The organism is Micromonospora sp. NPDC048894 (genome assembly GCF_040649765.1).
In the GTDB taxonomy this organism is placed as follows: Bacteria; Actinomycetota; Actinomycetes; order Mycobacteriales; family Micromonosporaceae; genus Micromonospora; species Micromonospora antibiotica.
In genome coordinates this window covers 50,570-66,054 of the sequence record NZ_JBEZFY010000015.1, presented here as the reverse complement: position 1 = coordinate 66,054, position 15,485 = coordinate 50,570, and the positions used below count along the sequence as shown (strand labels likewise).

Annotated in this window: 13 protein-coding genes and 4 pseudogenes; 9 read left to right on the top strand and 8 right to left on the bottom strand. The window is 68.5% G+C overall.

Translation table 11 applies throughout. The features are described from left to right. Positions 1-97: 97 nt before the first annotated feature. The 5 genes and pseudogenes from AB0C22_RS26235 to AB0C22_RS26215 all read left to right on the top strand — a co-directional run bounded on the left by AB0C22_RS26235 (position 98) and on the right by AB0C22_RS26215 (position 4,905). Positions 98-1,297 (top strand): sensor histidine kinase, encoded by a 1,200-nt coding sequence (locus AB0C22_RS26235; RefSeq protein ID WP_255597650.1) that lies wholly within the window; start codon positions 98-100, stop codon positions 1,295-1,297. Then, the gene (locus AB0C22_RS26230; protein WP_219470164.1) at positions 1,294-1,929 is read left to right on the top strand and encodes a response regulator transcription factor; all 636 of its coding nucleotides are present in this window, start codon (positions 1,294-1,296) and stop codon (positions 1,927-1,929) included. The genes AB0C22_RS26235 and AB0C22_RS26230 overlap by 4 nt, the downstream gene beginning before the upstream one ends. Positions 1,930-2,355: 426 nt before the next feature. Continuing rightward, positions 2,356-3,042 (top strand): annotated as a pseudogene (locus tag AB0C22_RS26225) (transposase family protein); the annotation flags it as partial. Positions 3,043-3,428: 386 nt separating this feature from the next. After that, positions 3,429-3,911, top strand: coding sequence for a hypothetical protein (locus tag AB0C22_RS26220; protein WP_219463524.1), 483 nt, complete (start codon positions 3,429-3,431; stop codon positions 3,909-3,911). Beyond that, positions 3,901-4,905, top strand: a complete 1,005-nt coding sequence (locus AB0C22_RS26215; RefSeq protein WP_219463522.1) for a site-specific integrase — start codon at positions 3,901-3,903, stop codon at positions 4,903-4,905. Before AB0C22_RS26220 ends, AB0C22_RS26215 begins: the two co-directional genes overlap by 11 nt. A 24-nt stretch (positions 4,906-4,929) precedes the next feature. Here the strand turns inward: AB0C22_RS26215 and AB0C22_RS26210 are convergent, their stop codons facing one another. Both AB0C22_RS26210 and AB0C22_RS26205 read right to left on the bottom strand, forming a co-directional pair. Further along, complete coding sequence (locus AB0C22_RS26210; RefSeq protein ID WP_357537626.1) at positions 4,930-6,048, bottom strand: IS630 family transposase; 1,119 nt, start codon at positions 6,046-6,048, stop codon at positions 4,930-4,932. Between the two features lie 449 nt (positions 6,049-6,497). Next, on the bottom strand, positions 6,498-7,190 hold the full coding sequence (locus AB0C22_RS26205; RefSeq protein ID WP_255597649.1) for a TetR/AcrR family transcriptional regulator: 693 nt from the start codon (positions 7,188-7,190) through the stop codon (positions 6,498-6,500). A 119-nt stretch (positions 7,191-7,309) separates the two neighbouring features. On the opposite strand from AB0C22_RS26205, the gene AB0C22_RS26200 reads away from it, so the two are divergent. Together AB0C22_RS26200 and AB0C22_RS26195 are read left to right on the top strand one after the other, a co-directional pair. Next, entirely contained in the window at positions 7,310-7,963 is a 654-nt protein-coding gene (locus AB0C22_RS26200) for an NAD(P)H-binding protein (RefSeq protein ID WP_219463518.1), read from the top strand. A 118-nt stretch (positions 7,964-8,081) separates the two neighbouring features. Further along, complete coding sequence (locus AB0C22_RS26195) at positions 8,082-8,765, top strand: SDR family NAD(P)-dependent oxidoreductase (RefSeq protein WP_219463516.1); 684 nt, start codon at positions 8,082-8,084, stop codon at positions 8,763-8,765. Between the two features lie 425 nt (positions 8,766-9,190). Here AB0C22_RS26195 and AB0C22_RS26190 read toward each other — a convergent pair. From AB0C22_RS26190 to AB0C22_RS26180, 3 genes and pseudogenes are all read right to left on the bottom strand, one after another. Next, positions 9,191-9,833 (bottom strand): annotated as a pseudogene (locus tag AB0C22_RS26190) (Tn3 family transposase); the annotation flags it as partial. Positions 9,834-9,927: 94 nt separating this feature from the next. Continuing rightward, on the bottom strand, positions 9,928-10,923 hold the full coding sequence (locus AB0C22_RS26185) for an MMPL family transporter (protein ID WP_357537710.1): 996 nt from the start codon (positions 10,921-10,923) through the stop codon (positions 9,928-9,930). 132 nt (positions 10,924-11,055) lie between these two features. Then, a pseudogene (locus AB0C22_RS26180) lies at positions 11,056-12,081 on the bottom strand (MMPL family transporter); the annotation flags it as partial. A 349-nt stretch (positions 12,082-12,430) separates the two neighbouring features. On the opposite strand from AB0C22_RS26180, the gene AB0C22_RS26175 reads away from it, so the two are divergent. After that, positions 12,431-13,033 carry a helix-turn-helix domain-containing protein gene (locus tag AB0C22_RS26175; RefSeq protein WP_357537623.1) on the top strand — a complete coding sequence of 201 codons (603 nt, stop codon included), beginning with the start codon at positions 12,431-12,433 and terminating at the stop codon, positions 13,031-13,033. A gap of 371 nt (positions 13,034-13,404) precedes the next feature. On the opposite strand, the gene AB0C22_RS26170 is transcribed toward AB0C22_RS26175, so the two are convergent. Continuing rightward, the gene (locus AB0C22_RS26170) at positions 13,405-13,812 is read right to left on the bottom strand and encodes a hypothetical protein (protein WP_357537621.1); all 408 of its coding nucleotides are present in this window, start codon (positions 13,810-13,812) and stop codon (positions 13,405-13,407) included. Next, complete coding sequence (locus AB0C22_RS26165; RefSeq protein WP_219463508.1) at positions 13,809-14,639, bottom strand: IS5 family transposase; 831 nt, start codon at positions 14,637-14,639, stop codon at positions 13,809-13,811. Before AB0C22_RS26165 ends, AB0C22_RS26170 begins: the two co-directional genes overlap by 4 nt. Before the next feature lie 118 nt (positions 14,640-14,757). Between AB0C22_RS26165 and AB0C22_RS26160 the strand changes: the two genes are divergently transcribed. Further along, a complete protein-coding gene (locus AB0C22_RS26160; RefSeq protein WP_357537708.1) occupies positions 14,758-15,099 on the top strand; it encodes a hypothetical protein in 342 nt (113 codons plus the stop codon). Here the strand turns inward: AB0C22_RS26160 and AB0C22_RS26155 are convergent. Beyond that, positions 15,091-15,447, bottom strand: a pseudogene (locus AB0C22_RS26155) (transposase family protein); the annotation flags it as partial. The gene AB0C22_RS26160 and the pseudogene AB0C22_RS26155 overlap by 9 nt on opposite strands. Between the last annotated feature and the right edge of the window lie 38 nt (positions 15,448-15,485).

The following is a 15,485-nucleotide window of genomic DNA, read 5'->3' as shown; positions in this document are numbered from 1 at the left end:
CCGGACTGTAGTTCTGCAGGTAGAGTCCGCTCTACTGTGCGGCCCATGCGGGATGTCCTACGGTCGTGGAGTGCAAACCCGGACAGCGTGGCAAGCGATGGCCCAGCGCCCATTCGGATTCCTGTTCACCTCCTGGCCGTGGCGCGCTCTCGCGTACCTGATCTCCGGTGTCCTGCTCGGTGCGGTGACTCTCGGGATCCTGGCCGTGTTGATCGCGGCCGGCGTGATCTCTCTCGTCATCCTGGTCGGGCTGGTGCTGTTGCTCGCGACCGCCCTGTCCGGCCTCGCCGTGGCCCGCCTGGAGCGCTGGCGGATGCGGCTGGTGGACATGGACCGCACCGACGACCCTCACCAGGCGCCGGCCGCCCCCGGTTTCCGAGCCTGGCTGCGGACCCGGCTGACCGAGCCGGCGACGTGGCGCGAGCTCGCTTTCACCGTCATCTCCACCACCGCCCTGTGCTGGCTGGACCTTGTGGTGCTGGCGTTCGCGTTCGCGCTGCCGTGGATCTGCATCCAGGCCGCGGTTCAGGATCCGGCGGTGTGGCCGTGGGCGATCATCGGTGTACTGCTGCTGTCGGCGTGGCCGTACTCCATCACCGCGTGGGCCGGCGCGCGCGCCGCGCTCACCCGGATCATCCTGTCGCCGCGCGACCAGGAGCTCGGTGAGCAGCTCACCGAGGTGAGTCGGTCCCGGGCCCGGCTGGTCGGCGCGTTCGAGGCGGAACGTGCCCGCATCGAGCGCGATCTGCATGACGGCGCCCAGCAACGGCTCGTGTCGCTCAGCATGCGGCTCGGGGTGATGCAGCTGGACACCGAGCCGGACTCCCCGTTGCACCGGCGGATCGGCGAGGCGCAGGAGCAGCTGTCGATTGCCCTGGCGGAGCTGCGCGACCTGGTGCACGGGCTCAACCCGCAGGTGCTCGCGGACAACGGCCTGGTCGCCGCGATCGAGGAAAATACCAGCCGGTTCACGATTCCGGTGACCGTCGACGTGCAGCTGCCGGCCCGGCTGCCGCAATCCGTCGAGCTGGCCGCGTACTACGTGGTCACCGAGGCGATGACTAACATCGCCAAGCACAGCGGCGCGACCAAGGCCCGGATCACCGGGCGGCACCATGCCGACGTGCTGACCCTACAGATCACCGACAACGGCGTCGGTGGCGCCTACCAGGGTGGCGGAACCGGAATGACCGGTCTCGCCGACCGGGTCGGCGTCCTCGACGGCCGCATGCGCGTCTCCAGCCCGCCTGGCGGCCCCACCATCATCCACGTGGAGATACCGTGCCCCTTCGTATAGTCGTCGCCGAGGACTCGTCTCTGCTGCGGGAAGGCCTCGTCGGCATACTGAGCCGTTTCGGTCACGAGACCATCGCGGCGGTCGCTGACGCCGATGCCGTGGTGGAGGCGGTGCACGCGGACCAACCCGACCTGTTGATCACCGACGTGCGGATGCCGCCGCACCACTCCGATGACGGATTGCGTGCTGCTGTGGCGCTCCGCGATGCCTTGCCCGGCCTGCCGGTGCTGGTGCTCAGCCAATACGTGGAGCAGTCGTACGCCGCCAAACTGCTCGACTCCGGCGACGGGGCCGGGGTGGGGTACCTGCTCAAGGACCGGGTCGGCGCGGTCGCCGACTTCATGAGTGCGGTGGACCAGGTGGCGGCCGGCGAGACGGTGGTCGACCCGGCCGTGGTCCGCCAGCTCATCCGCCGCCGGCAGGATCCGCTTGAGCGGCTCAGCCCCCGTGAGCAGGAGGTTCTGGCCCTCATGGCGGAGGGCCGCTCGAACGCCTACATCGGGGCGAAGCTGCGCGTCAGCGATGCCGCGGTGAACAAGCACATCGGCGGCATCTTCAACAAACTCGAACTCCCGGTCGCCACCGACGGGCACCGTCGCGTGCTCGCCGTCCTCGCCTACCTGCGCGCCTGAACACCGTGACCTGGTCTGAACCGGTTCGCCCGAGGTGCCACCCGGGAACCTCTCGCCTCCGGCGGCTACGGATCAGAAGGTTAGGGGTTCGAGTCCCTTCGGGCGCACAAGATTATAAGGGGTCTGACCTGCCGAAATGGCAGTCAGGCCCCTTCGCTTTTCCGTCCCTTGTGGTCGGTTGGGTGCTCGGTGGGTGCTCGTGCGACGAGCATCCCTCACGTCCGGTCCTGTCCGACGGCCCGTTGCTGCGTCCGAGCGCGTCCCTGGTCACGCCGGCCGCGGGTGCATGTCGCAGTGGCGAACCTCTTGTTGTGCAGGCTCCGGTCCCTGCCTTCCGTGGGGTTAGTCCTTGTCGCTCTGCTGCGCGAAGCGGCCCTAAAGGACGTCTCGTAACTCGGCGTTCGGTCCATGGTGGATCATGTTGGGGTGCAGGTAATCTCAGCGGCCCGCCAGGAGTGGATCTTCCCGTTCACGGGGCTGCAGCCCGCCCAGTTCCGCAGACTGGTCAGGTTGGTCGCCGAGCGTGGTGGTGATGCGATCGCTGATGGTCGGCCGGGCCGGCAGTGGTCTCTCGACCTCGCCGACCGGGTGTTGCTGGTGGCCGCATACTGGCGCACGAACCTGACGATGCGGCAGATCGGTCCGCTGTTCGGGGTGTCGCACTCCGCCGCGCACCGGGTCATCGACACCCTCGGCCCTCTGCTCGCTCTCACTCCGGGGCGGCGGCGTCGGGTCGAGCAGATCACCATCGTCGACGGCACCCTCGTCCCGACCCGGGACCACCGTCTGGCCGCCCCGAGCAAGAACTACCGCTACAGCACGAACCTGCAGGTCGCTATCGACGCCCACACCCGCCTCGTCGTGGCTCTCGGCGATCCACAACCCGGCAACCGCAACGACACCATCGTCTACCGCACCTCCGGCATCAACCAGAAACTGACCGGAAGGCCGGTCATGGCCGACGGCGCCTACCGCGGCAACCCGGAGGTGATCATCCCGTACCGCAAGCCCGCCGACGGCAGCGAGCTACCCGATTGGCAGAAGGAGCTGAACAGGCAACACCGCACCGTCCGCGCCCAGGTCGAACACGCCCTGGCCCGCATGAAGACCTTTCCACAACATCATCCTCACGGGGTGACCCAGCACCGGTGCCGGGCAAAGCCTTCACCGAGTTACGAGACGTCCTTTAGTGGCCGCGCCGACCAGGCTGTGTGACCTCGGGATCCTCCGCATCGCGGAAGCGCGTGCTGGAACCGAGGGGTTCCGTCATGGGGTATACGACCGGTAGCCTTTGCTGCATGCACACCTACCGTGTGCAGGGATGCTTCGCGTGGGGGCTCATCCCCCCTCGGACACCAGTTTTCGTGGAGATTCGCGCAAGATCGACCGGCAACGGCGGGGCAGCGGATCACCACCAGCAGCATCCATGCTCATGACGAACCTCGGGGGACGCCCCCGCCTGCGCTGACACTGGCGCGGCCACATTGGCGGGAACGGCCGTGAGCCGCCGACCGCTCCCTCCCCGCTGGCACGACGAGCAGCTCGTCGAGGCGCTCGTGCCCACCCCACTGCCGGTCGCGCCGCCGCAGCCGGCACCCATGCCGACCCTGCCGCCGCCCGCTGACCAGACCTCCGGCGGGGTGTTGTTCGACGTCGCCCGCCCCGATTCCGCGGGTCGGGTGACCGCCCGCCCGCTGCTGCGCGCCCTGGGTTGGACGCCTGGCCTCGCCCTGCGCGTCGACGTCGTGCACGCCGCGCTGCTCATCGCCCCTGCCGTTGACGGGGAGCACGTCGTGGGCGCCCGTGAAGAGCTTCCCCTGCCGGCCGCCGCCCGCCACCTGTGCGGCATCACTCCCGGTCAACCGGTGCTCCTGGCCGCCTTCCGCGGCCGAGACCTGATCGTCGTGCACCCCTCAAACACCATCACCACGCTCCTGGCCGACCTGCACGCCCACATCCTCGGAGCACTCGATGAGCGCTGACCCCGACCGCATCACCATCGCCCGAGCGCGGCTCGACCATCTCGGCCTCACCGCCGCCGACCTCACCGACACCACCAGCCGCGCGGTGCCGACAATCGCCGAATACCTGCCCCGCGTCGAAGCGGCGGCGAGCCCCGGCACCCGGCGCGGCTACCGAAGCTACTGGAACCGCATGGCCGCGACCCTCGGCGACCGCCGCCTCGATACGGTCACCGCAAGCGACATCGAAGCCCTCATGCGCCAGGCCACCGCCGGCGCCCGCTCCCGCCGCAACTCCCGTCACGGTCGGCACGCCGGCGAGCATTTCGTCGCCGCCGCCCGCGCCTTCTACACCCGGGCTATCGCCGACGGCTACATCACGGCCGTAGACAGCCCCGCCCACCGGGTGCGCAAGCCCCGCCGGCTGCCCAACACCCGCCGCGCCCTCACCCCGATAGAACTGGAGGAGATCAACCGCGCCGCCCGCAGCGGCGGCAACGACATCATCCTCGACGCCCTGCTGCTGCGCCTGCACACCGAAACCGCCTGCCGCCGCGGAGGTGCCTTGGCGCTGCGCCTGATCGACCTCGATACCGACCACGCCCTGATCCGGCTCACCGAAAAGGGCGGCACCCAACGGTGGCAACCCATCACCCCGATGCTCGCCGAACGCCTCCTCGATCACGCCAACGCCCGCGGCGCCGTCGCGCCCACCGACAAGCTCCTGCGCTACCGCAACGGCCAACCCGCCAGCTACCGCCGCTACGACCTGCTGTGGAAACGCATCGGGCGTCAGCTCCCGTGGGTCGCCGCGCAGGGCATCTCCACCCACTGGCTACGCCACACCACCCTCACCTGGGTCGAACGGCGCTTCGGCTACGGGATAGCCCGCGCCTACGCCGGCCACACCGACAGCCGCGGACCCGCCACCACCACCTACATCAAAGCCGACCTCCACGCCGTCGCCACCGCCCTGGTCGCCCTCACCGGCCAACCCCACCCGCTAGTGCCGTGACCACGAACGTTCAGGGTGTTGGGGTCAGGCTGCGTGGGTGGTGGGTTGGCCCCATCGTCGTTGTCGTTCGCTGCGGATTCGGGCGCGTTCGCGGCGTTGGGCGGCGAGAACGTCGGGGTGGCGGGCGTTGGCGTTGCGCCACCGCAGGTAGGTCTGTAGCCGACGCGCCAGGACGGTGTGGTTGGGGTGGTTCGAGCCGGCGATGACGAAGGTGCGTAGCGGCCCGAACTGGGCTTCGATCGGGTTGGCCCAGGAGGCGTAGGTCGGGGTGAAGCAGAGTTCGACCTTGCTCCGGGCGGCCCACCTGCGGATCTTGAGCCCTTTGTGCGCGGACAGGTTGTCCAGGATCACGTAGATCGGTGCCCCGTCGGGTCGAGAGGCCCGGATCGACTTGAGCGCCGCCAGGGTGTTGCCGGCGCTCTTTCGCCGCCGGACGACACCCCAGAGCTGGTCGTCACCGACTGAGTAGCAGCCGTGGAACTGCCGGACGCCGTGCAGCTTGTGGTAGTTCGCGGGCAACCGGTGCGGGTGCCCCGCCGGTGCCCAACCTGCGCCGGCCTGCGGACGGATCACCAGGGGCCCGAACTCGTCGAACGCGAACACCCGCTGCGGGAAACAGGTACTCACGTACTCGATCCGGGCCAGTTTGGCGTCCCGGTGCGGATCGATGGACTCCTTCCACGTCTTGGTCCGTTGGAAGGTGATCCGGTGTCGGTGCAGGATCTGCCGCAGCCGTTCCCGCTCGATCCGGACCCGTCGAGCGGAGTGGACGCGCAGGTGATCGGCGAGCTTGCGGATGCTCCAACGGGTGAACGGTCGCCCCAGCTTCTCGGGGCGGGTGTTGGCCGTCTCGACGATGAACTGCTCTTCGTCAGGACTGATCTGGCGGGGACGGCCACCCGCCCACTGAGGGTCCAGGCTGGCCATCCCCATCTCGTTGAACCGGTGGACGACCTGCCGGATCGTGTCCTCATCGGCTTGCACGAGACGGGCGATCGCCGGCACCGTGTTCCCACCAGCGGACGCGAGCACGACCATCGCTCGCCGCAGTCGGATCGGTGAACCGGTGCCCCGGCGGGTGATTCTGAGCAGCTGCTGACCCTCCAGGTCACTCAGCCGCCGCACGCGTACAGGATCTGCCACCGCCACAGCCTGACCCCCACGACGCCGCCCGACCAGCAGGCCGGACGGCGTGTCAACCAACACCGTGAACGTTCGTGGTCAAGGCACTAGCAGTTGGTCGTGATCGTTTGGCTGGCTGTGGACTCTGATCAACGCGGCGGCCGGCCTGGGTGTGCTGTTGCCGCACCTTGGCCATGTGGTCGTCGATGCCGTGATACACACGGCGGTAAGCACTCGGATTCTGACGCGACCGCCGTACGGCTACGCTCGACGACCGGCGGGCAGCAGGTGGTCCTTGCCGGCTACCTGCCGGCCACAGCGGAGTTCGCCATGGTCGACGCGGAACCGGCACCGTCGGTGGAGCCGTTCGGGCTGCTGGTCAGCGGCGTCGCCGGCGATGTAGTTGCCGGACAGGGGACATGCCGGCGGCGTAGCTGCACGGGGACACGCCAGCTCGGCGTCCCGGGCAGTCAGTCGGTGCTGTTGTCGCCGCCGCCGAGGCGCAGCATGGCGCGGTAGAGCTGTCCGGGAGTCAGGGGCGGTTCGGGGAGCGGGCGGGCGCGCTCAGCGCGGAACCCGTCGAGCATCAGGTACAGGTGGCGGCGCCAGGCGTGCGGGGCGATCCCGTCGGTCGCCTCGATGATCCGGCTGTGGGACCAGATGACGAAGGCGAGGTCCTCGGGTACCAGGTCGGCTCGTAGGCGGCCCTGTTCTCGCGCCCGTTCGACGATGCGTACACCGAGGTCGTGGACGCGGGTCTGCTGGCCGGCCAGGCAGGCATCCTCTGGCAGCCGGATCGAGGCGAAGTCGTTGAAGCCGCGGTCGCGGGCCTGCAGTTCGCACATGGTTTCCAGGAACAGGCGGAGCCCTTCCCACGCGTCGTCCATGCTCAGGGCTTGTTCGGCTGCGGCGATCCAGGTCGCGAGTTTGCCGGCGAATACCTCTTGCACCAGGTCCAGCCGGGCGGGGAAGTGGTTGTAGAGGGTGCCGATGGCCACCCCTGCACGCTTGGCGACCTGCTCCAGCGACGCCTGCATCCCCTGCTCGGCGAACGTGGCCCGGGCGGCGGCCAGTAGCGACTCGCGATTGCGCTGGGCATCGCGGCGCAGCGGGCGGGCGGGCGCGGAGACCGGGGTCGCGGCTGGTGCACGGTCAGGGGGCATACCCCACAGTCTATCAATTTGAGGGGTACCTCGACTTTCGTGCTAAGCTCAACATGAGGGCGGCCTCATTTTGTCACGCTGTGTCGCGACTCGGCGCGGACCAGGCTTGGGGAGATTTGATGAAACTGGCCATCTTCGGCGCGAGCGGCCACACCGGCGTGCATCTGGTCGAGCAGGCGCTCGCGGTCTGGCCCGATATGGTGGCATTGATGCGCAATCCGGCGAAGCTCGCCCTGCGCCACGACCGGCTGCGGGTCGCGCAGGGCGAGTTGACCAACGAGGTGGTCGTCGCCGACGCCGCCCGCGGCGCTGACGCCGTCCTCGCCTCCCTCAGCCCCAAGATCCTCGGCGGGCCACGGGAGGTGCCTCTCGCGTCGGGAACGGGCACTATCCTGGCCGCGATGCGCGCACACCGGGCCCTCAGGCTCGTCTACAACTGGGGGCCGAGCATCGTGATTCCCCGCAATCCCCTGCTGCGGGCGTTGCGCAGCGCGAGCTTCGCCCTGTTCGGGCTGCTGCCCGCTACCCGCTCCATGGTCAACGAGACGGTTCAGGTGGGTGAGGCCGTTCGTGGCTCGGATTCGGACTGGGCCATCGTGGTCGTCACCGCACCCAACGACCAGCCGGGATCGGGCAGGGTCAAGGTGCGCACCAGGACCGGATCCGGGGACCGGGTCGGCTCGCGCATCGCCCGGGCCGATCTCGCGCAGTTCATCCTCGCTCAGACCGAGGACCTGCGATACGCGCGGCAGGAGCTGCGAATCAGCGACTGACATCGGCCAGTGGTACGCGGTGCCCCGCCTGCTCCTCTTGCGCCTCATCAACTCCCAGCGGCACTCGGCCCCGACCGAACCCGCTGTCCACAACGCTGTTGTCATCGAAGGAGAAGTCATGCCGACCATCGCCATCATGGGTGCCGGTCCCGGAATGGGGCTCGCCATCGCCCAGACCTTCGGCAGCCAAGGCCACCAGGTCGCGCTGCTGTCGCGTACCCCGGCCAACCTGGAGGCGGTCGTGGCCGAACTGACCGGCCAAGGCGTCGAAGCGGCGGCCTTCGCGGCCGACGTCCTGGACCGGCCGTCGATCGTCTCCGGCCTCGCGGCGGTCAAGCAGCGATTCGGGCAGATCGATGTCCTTGAGTACTCGCCGGCCAACCTGACGCTGCCGATGGCTTCCTCCACCGAGCTGACCCACGACAACGTGCAGATCCAGCTCGACTTCTACGTGCACGGCGCCGTGGCAGCGGTCAACGAGGTCTTGCCGGAGATGCTCGCCCGAGGCTCGGGCACGATCCTGTTCACCACCGGCGCCTCCTCCGTACGCCCCGAGATGGGTCACGACATGTTCGGCAACGTCGCCCCGGCCGCGGCGTGGCTACGCAGCTGGGCCCATGGTCTGCACGCCGCCGCCGCTCCTCGAGGAGTACAGGTCGGTCACATAGCGATCGGTGCGTGGCTCGGCCGCCAGCCGGGCGCCACCGCACCGGAAGAGATCGCGCCGCTGTACTGGGAGCTGCACACCCACCACGACCAGGTCGAGAAGGTCTTCTTCCCCAGCGAGCAACCCGCGTCCTGAGTACACGCCGTTGATCTGCATACGCCCCTCGGCGGGACGACGGAGGCTGCCCCAGGAAGATGCAGCGCATGTTCTGCAGGGCCCCGGGGGCGGAATCCGTGGCTGCGATGACGCCGGCCTGCAGGGTGCCGCGCTGACCGAACAGCCCGGCACCCTGCAGGCCCCGTTACCGGCCTGACAGCCCTCAACCAGTCGGCCCGCGGCAGCTGCTGCGCGTGAGCGCCCCACCGGCACACCGATGCCCGCCGACTTACCAGTCGGCGGGCATCGTCCGTCACCGGAGTCCGGTCAGCCACTTGCCGTGGCAACCTGGGCCAGGCGCAGCGGCCGGTAGCCGTCGGCGTCGAGCTGGGAGAGTTCGCCGTCGATGTCGACGGAGTCGGTGCCGTAGAAGTGCCGTTCTCGTGGTAGGTCGGCCAGATGTGCGCCAGGATCACCTTCGTGTCGTAGGTCGAGTGCTGGTCGGAAACGTGGGTGTAGGTGGAGATGCCCTGCCCGTGGACGAGGTACTGCGGCAGGTGCCGGGCGGTGATGCTCTTGCCCTTGACCGGGACCGCTGCCCGCCCGAGGACGACAGGGTGCCCGAGCCGGACGCCCGGGTCAGCGGCAGCCGATGGTGGTAGTTGACCACCGTGGCGTTAGCTGCCTCCAGGGCCTCCGGCCGGAGGTACCACTCGGCGGTCCAGGCGAGCACGTCGTACGACTCTTCCATCGCGGACAGGCCCAGGTTCGTGGCCTCCGCGATGACCACGTACATCAGACTGCGCTTGAGCTCCGCCGGCCGGGCGAACTTCTCACCGGCGTGCACCAGGTGGTCGGTGAACCCGATCCGGGCGTCGACCTCTACCAGCACCGACGCGATCGGCGCCCGTGGCAGCATCCCGGCCAGCTCGGCACGCAGCGCGTCGGTCTCGGCGGGTACGTCCTCAGCCGTCAGAGGCGGGATGATCAGCTCGCCGTCGTCGGTGATCCGGACGTCGCCCGGTTGCCCTTCGCGAGTTGGGCCTGCAGGTCTGCGAGGGCGGTGTGCAGATCGTCATCAGCCGCCGCGAGCGCGTCGGCGGCCTCGCCCGGTGCCGTTGCGGTATGGATCCCGCTCGGTCGCGCCTGCGGGATCCGGTTTCGCGTGACGAGGTTGAGGCCGACGACCGGCTCAGGGGCATTAGGCCGATGCCGCCGGGATCGTCTGGTGCGTCGGGTCTGCGGCGGGTGTCTGACCGGTGGCCGAAGCGGCGTCGTCGGCCGGTTCGACCGAGACGTGTGGGAGCCACCTGTCGATCCATGTCGGCAGCCACCAGTTGGCCTTGCCCAGCAGGTGCATCAGTGCTGGCACCAGTAGTGTCCGCAGCACGAACGCGTCGATGAGCACCGCGCTGGCCAGGCCGACGCCGAATTCGGCGATGACCCGTTGGCCGCCGAAGACGAAGGCCAGGAAGACGCAGATCATGATCGTTGCCGCAGCGGTGATGATGCGGCCGGTGGAGGCCTGACCGATGGTGACCGCACGCCGGTTGTCGCGGGTGTGCACCCACTCCTCGTGCATCCGGCTGACCAGGAACACCTGGTAGTCCATGGACAGCCCGAAGAGGATGGCGAGCATCATCACGGGCAGAAACGCCTCCACCGGGCCGGCCTTGCCGATTCCGAACGCCTCGGAGCCCCACCCCCACTGGAAGAACGCGACCACCACACCGAACGAGGCACCGGCCGCGAGCAGGTTCATCACCGCCGCGGTCAGCGATACCACGACGCTGCGGAACGCGAGCAGCATCAGGAGGAAGCCCAGGCCGACGATGACACCGATGAACAGCGGCAGCTTCGCGGTGATGACGTCGGCGAAGTCATCGAAGATGGCGGTCTGGCCGCCGACGTACACGCGCAGCCCGGTGTCCGCCTCGGCGGCGGGGATGACGTCTTTGCGCAGGTGTGTGATCAGGTCACTGGTCTTGGAGTCCTGCGGTGAGGTGGTCGGGATGACCTGGATGATGCCGAGCTTCGCGCCGGGCTGTGCCGGCAGTGCGATGGCCGCCGCGACGCCGGGCGTCCTGCTGACGGTGTTCGCGAGGCCGGCCAGCGCCTGCTGGTCGGCGGGGGAGGAGGTCGCGGCGACCAGTTGTAGCGGCCCGTTGAAGCCTGGCCCGAACCCTGTGGCGAGCATGTCGTAGGCCTTGCGGGTGGTCGTGCCGGCCGGGTCGTTGCCCTGGTCGGAGGAGCCGAGGTGCAGCGAGAAGACCGGGATGATCAGCGCTACCATGACGGCCAGCGCGGCCGGTGCGAGAAGCCGCGGGTGCCGCTGCACGAAGGTGGCCCAGCGGGCCCAGAAGCCCTGGCCGGATACGTCGCGCGGGCCCTCGGCGGCGAGTTGGCGCCGTTCCCGCCGGCTCAGCACCCGGTGACCGATGATGCCGAGCATCGCGGGCAGCAGGGTCGTCGCCGCTGCCACGCTGATGAGTACCATCACCGCCGCGGCGATGCCGATGCCGGTGAGGAACGACAGCTGTAGCACGAGCATGCCGAGCATGGCGACGCAGACCGTGAGGCCAGCGAAGATGACGGCTCGGCCCGAGGTGTTCAGCGCTCGTACCGTCGCCTCCTCGGCGGTGAGCCCTGCCTTGAGGCCGCTGCGGTGCCGGGAGACGATGAACAGCGCATAGTCGATGCCCACGCCGAGGCCGATGAGCACGGCCAGGGTCGGCGCGATGTCGTTCATGGTGACGACGTGGCTCAACAGGCCGATGCTCAGAATGCTGACGAACAGCGACACGATCGCGGTGACCAGGGGCAACAGCATCGACAGCAACGAACCGAACGCGATGAGCAGCACCACCGCCGCGGCGACGACACCGACGACCTCCGACACCGAGGTGGAGACCTTGTTGACCTGACGGATCGCGTTGCCGCCGAGTTCCACCGCGACGTTATCGGTGCGCGCGGACTCGGCCAACGAGATCACGTTCTCGACATCTGCCTTCGGGACTTCCTAGGCGAGTCCTTCCAGGTTCACCGTGGCGTACGCGGTATGCCCGTCCGGGCTGATCTGCGCCGCGCCGCCGGCGACGTAAGGGCTCTTGACGGCGGCGACCGACGGCGCGTCGGCGACCTTGTCCAGCATCACGGTGATCGATTGCTGGACCTGGGGGTCGCGGACTGACCCGGCGGACACCCGCCACACGATGGTGTCGGAGTCGCCGGCCTGCGCCGGGAAGGCTGACCTGAGCAGGTCGAGTGCCTTACTGGAATCAGTGCCGGGCAGCGAGAAGCTGTTGGAGTAGGCGCTTCCCGCGGCCTGGCTGAGCGCTCCGAGGCCGACCAGCACCGCTACCCACAGCAACACGACGACATGCCGTCGACGAAAACACCAGCGTGCGACCCCTGCCATGCCGGACCCCCTTTTTAATCAAACGGTCGGTATGTTCGCGCGCAAGGTAACCAACGTTCCTGTGAACTGGCTGAGACCGCGTTCGCTCCGACGGCGGACGGTCGCACGCGGCGATCAGGCGGTTTGCGTCGCCGGGGAACAGCCGGTTTGCTGAGCGCGTGGCCACGGCCGGTCGGCCACGGTCTGGCATCGGATCAACACCCAGGCTCGGATGGCAGTACGGGAGGTGGCAATGGCGCGGACCGTGGGAAGTGCGGCGGAGAAGACCCGCCGGCGGATCCTGGACGTGGCCCGACGGCTGTTCGTCGAGCGCGGATACGCCGGCACGTCAGTGCAGGATGTCGCCGAGCAGGTCCAGATGACCAAGGGTTCCCTGTATTACCACTTCTCCTCCAAGGAGGAGCTGCTGCACGCCCTGATGACACCCCCGCTGGGCGAACACGATGCGTTCGTCGCCGACCTCAACGCCGCGGGAACGATGACCACCGACCTCCTGGCCCGCCTGGTCGACATCTTCGACGAGCACGCCGCGCTGCTGCGCTCGCTGTTCGGAGACCCGTCGGTGGCCCGCGAGCTGCGGCGACTGCGCCTTCCCGAACGCGTGCTCACCCTCCAAAAGGCCATCGGCGGAGGCACCGACCAAGCCGCCGTACTGCGTGGGCGATGCGTCGTGGGTGTCATCCACGCCGGCGTGCTGACCGCGGCGGAGACCGGCACCACGGCAGAACGATGCGCCGGCACCCCTCGAACGTCGTTCGATCAGCGACGCCGACTCACCGCCGAGGAGAAATCGTTCGTCATCGCCGCCGCGCGCGCCGTCCTCAGCGTGCCCGCGTCCACGACCCACGCCACAGCCGCGGGCCCGGGCCCGCACCGGTGGGCAGGCTGACAACACTCAAATACTCTGCTGGCTGTGCCGAAGAGGTCACTGTGACGATCTCGCGAGAAGACCCTGCCTCCCCTGTCCGCCTCACCAGGACCAACAGACCACCGCTGCGCATAACCCAGCACTGTTCATAGGGTTCATTATGTTCAGCTGAGCATAAAGACCCCTGCGGCGTTCCGGTATGGGTGTCCGCGCAACCACCGACCTCGGTGAGGATGCCGCCTTGAGGAACGCCTTGACCAGAGCCAGCACGCGCTTGTCCGCTACCCGTCGACGCTGTGGGTGCCGAGAACTACGTCCGCCCTGGTCGCGGCGGCCTGGCCGTGGTGAGGGATCTTGCGCCGGCCGGTCCTATCAGAGGACGGTTCGGAACATTAGGTCCGTTTCGGGGCGAGGGTGAACACTCCGGGTTCGTCTTCGGTCAGGACCTGGCGGGTGACCATGCGTTTCAGCTTCGCGCGGGCGCCTTCGACGTGTTTCGGTGAGGGCTCGACGCCGAGCGCGAGGCAGATGCCTTTCGCGCGCATGCCGGTCGGGGCGGTGGTGAGGACTTCCAGGATCTGTTGGTAGGGGGCGCTGGCGATCGTCGGGTCGTCGGCGGTGAACTCGGCGGCGGCGAGGGCACGCAGGGTGGTGCGGGTGGTCTTCAGGTCGGCCAGTTCGCCCTCGACGCGGGTGAGTTCGGTGGTGAGTGTGGTGATCTGCTCGCGGAGCCGGTCGGCGGCCTGGCGTGCGGTGGCCTCGTGTTCGGCGATCAGGTCGAGCAGCGTGGGAAGGTTCACCGGTGTCGCCAGGAGGATGTGGTGGTCCCGGTCAGCCGGCGCACGATGTTTGCCGTCGATGCCCACACCGTCCGTGACACCGCCGATTCCGGTCGGCTCTCGTACTCGCGCACGAGGCGGCGGTGCAGCATCAGCGTGCCGTTGACCTGCTCCACGATCCACCGTTTGCGGATCGGCACGAACCCGGGCCGGGTGTCGGATCGTTTGACGACCTCGACGTCGATTCCCAGCACGGCGCCGTGCAGCGCCACGTCCTGTTTGAACCCGGCGTCGACGAAGGCGCGGGTGACCGTCGGGGTGTGCGTGGCGACCTTGTCGAGCAGTCGAACGCCGATGGCGTTGTCGGTGGACGACGCCGCGGTCACCACGACCGCGATGATCAAACCCAGGGCGTCCACGGCCAGGCCCCGCTTACGCCCCGGTACCTTCTTCGCCGCGTCCTTGCCGGTCGTGGCAGCCGGGACATGGTTCGCCGCGCGGATCGACTGGGTGTCCAGCACGACCGCGCTGGGGTCCTCGGCCCGGCCGGCGTTCTCCCGAGCCTGGCAGCGCAGTAGATCGTGGATCGTCTGGTCGGTGCCGTCGTCGCGCCAGAGAGCGAAGTAGTAGTAGGTGGCCGACTTCGGGGGCAGGTCATGTGGCAGGTACGCCCACTGACACCCGGTCCGGTTCTGGTAGAAGATCGCGTTCACGATCTCCCGCAGGTCGTAGTCACCCTGATGGCCCGACACCGAGACCCGCTTGGTCTTCCGCGCCCGCAGGAACGGCCCGATCAGCGCCCACTGCTCGTCGGTGAGGTCACTCGGGTACGGCTTTCGATCACCCATGACCGACCTAACGCCACTACCGCCCGTCGGTCACGACCAGGATTCACCTTCCACGCATCGAGTGGTAGCGATCACCGACGAACCTGCCGAAAGCCCTTCAACCGGATACAAGCCATAGATCAACTCGAACATCCTCGGACCGCCCTCTCACGTCGAGGCAAGCGCGAACCCGGCCCTGCGCGGCGGATACTTCATCAAGATCCGGGAGGGCGTGGCCGGCGAGGTGCGGGACCTGCTCGACTCGATCAACCGCGACCGGGCCGATATGCTGCGGTTCACCCAAGCGATCGACGATGGGCAGGAACTGCTGCGCACCAGCGCCTCCGGCTTCGATTTCACCCCGCTCTACCCGAAGTTGCCGGCCGAGCCCGTCGGTCTCGTGGAACTCGCCTACGACACCGACAACCAGGCGCAGATGCGGCACGCGGGGCACCCTCCGCTCAGTCGGCGGTATGCGTAGCAGCGCCGGCAGGGCGGTGTGTCGGGACATGACGACCATCGCCAGGACTGACAACAGGCGAGCGCCGCCCCGGCCAGCCAGATGACGCAACACCGTAGCGACCTGGGAGATCAACCGGGGTGTGCGGTACTGGTAACGCTCCAGAACAGCCGGAAGCTGTTCACGGAACGTCTGTGGGCAGCCCTGCGTCGGGCATGCCAGGTGACGTACGCGTACCCGGAGCACCACTGGCCGGGCATCGACCGACACGTCCGCGAGGCTCCACTGGTGATACCCGTGCACCCGGTCCGTCACGGCCGCGCAGTCCGGACAGGCGGCCGTCCCTTCAGGAGTCCGAGCCCTCTCTACGGGTGGCTTCCGCGTTCACCGAACTCGCCGGAGCAATC

Coding starts and splice junctions, on each gene's coding strand:
- AB0C22_RS26235 (WP_255597650.1), top strand. CDS start 98: ATGGCCCAGCGCCCATTCGGATTCCTGTTCACCTCCTGGCCGTGGCGC.
- AB0C22_RS26215 (WP_219463522.1), top strand. CDS start 3,901: ATGAGCGCTGACCCCGACCGCATCACCATCGCCCGAGCGCGGCTCGAC.
- AB0C22_RS26205 (WP_255597649.1), bottom strand. CDS start 7,190: ATGCCCCCTGACCGTGCACCAGCCGCGACCCCGGTCTCCGCGCCCGCC.
- AB0C22_RS26200 (WP_219463518.1), top strand. CDS start 7,310: ATGAAACTGGCCATCTTCGGCGCGAGCGGCCACACCGGCGTGCATCTG.
- AB0C22_RS26195 (WP_219463516.1), top strand. CDS start 8,082: ATGCCGACCATCGCCATCATGGGTGCCGGTCCCGGAATGGGGCTCGCC.
- AB0C22_RS26185 (WP_357537710.1), bottom strand. CDS start 10,923: ATGCTCGCCACAGGGTTCGGGCCAGGCTTCAACGGGCCGCTACAACTG.
- AB0C22_RS26165 (WP_219463508.1), bottom strand. CDS start 14,639: ATGGGTGATCGAAAGCCGTACCCGAGTGACCTCACCGACGAGCAGTGG.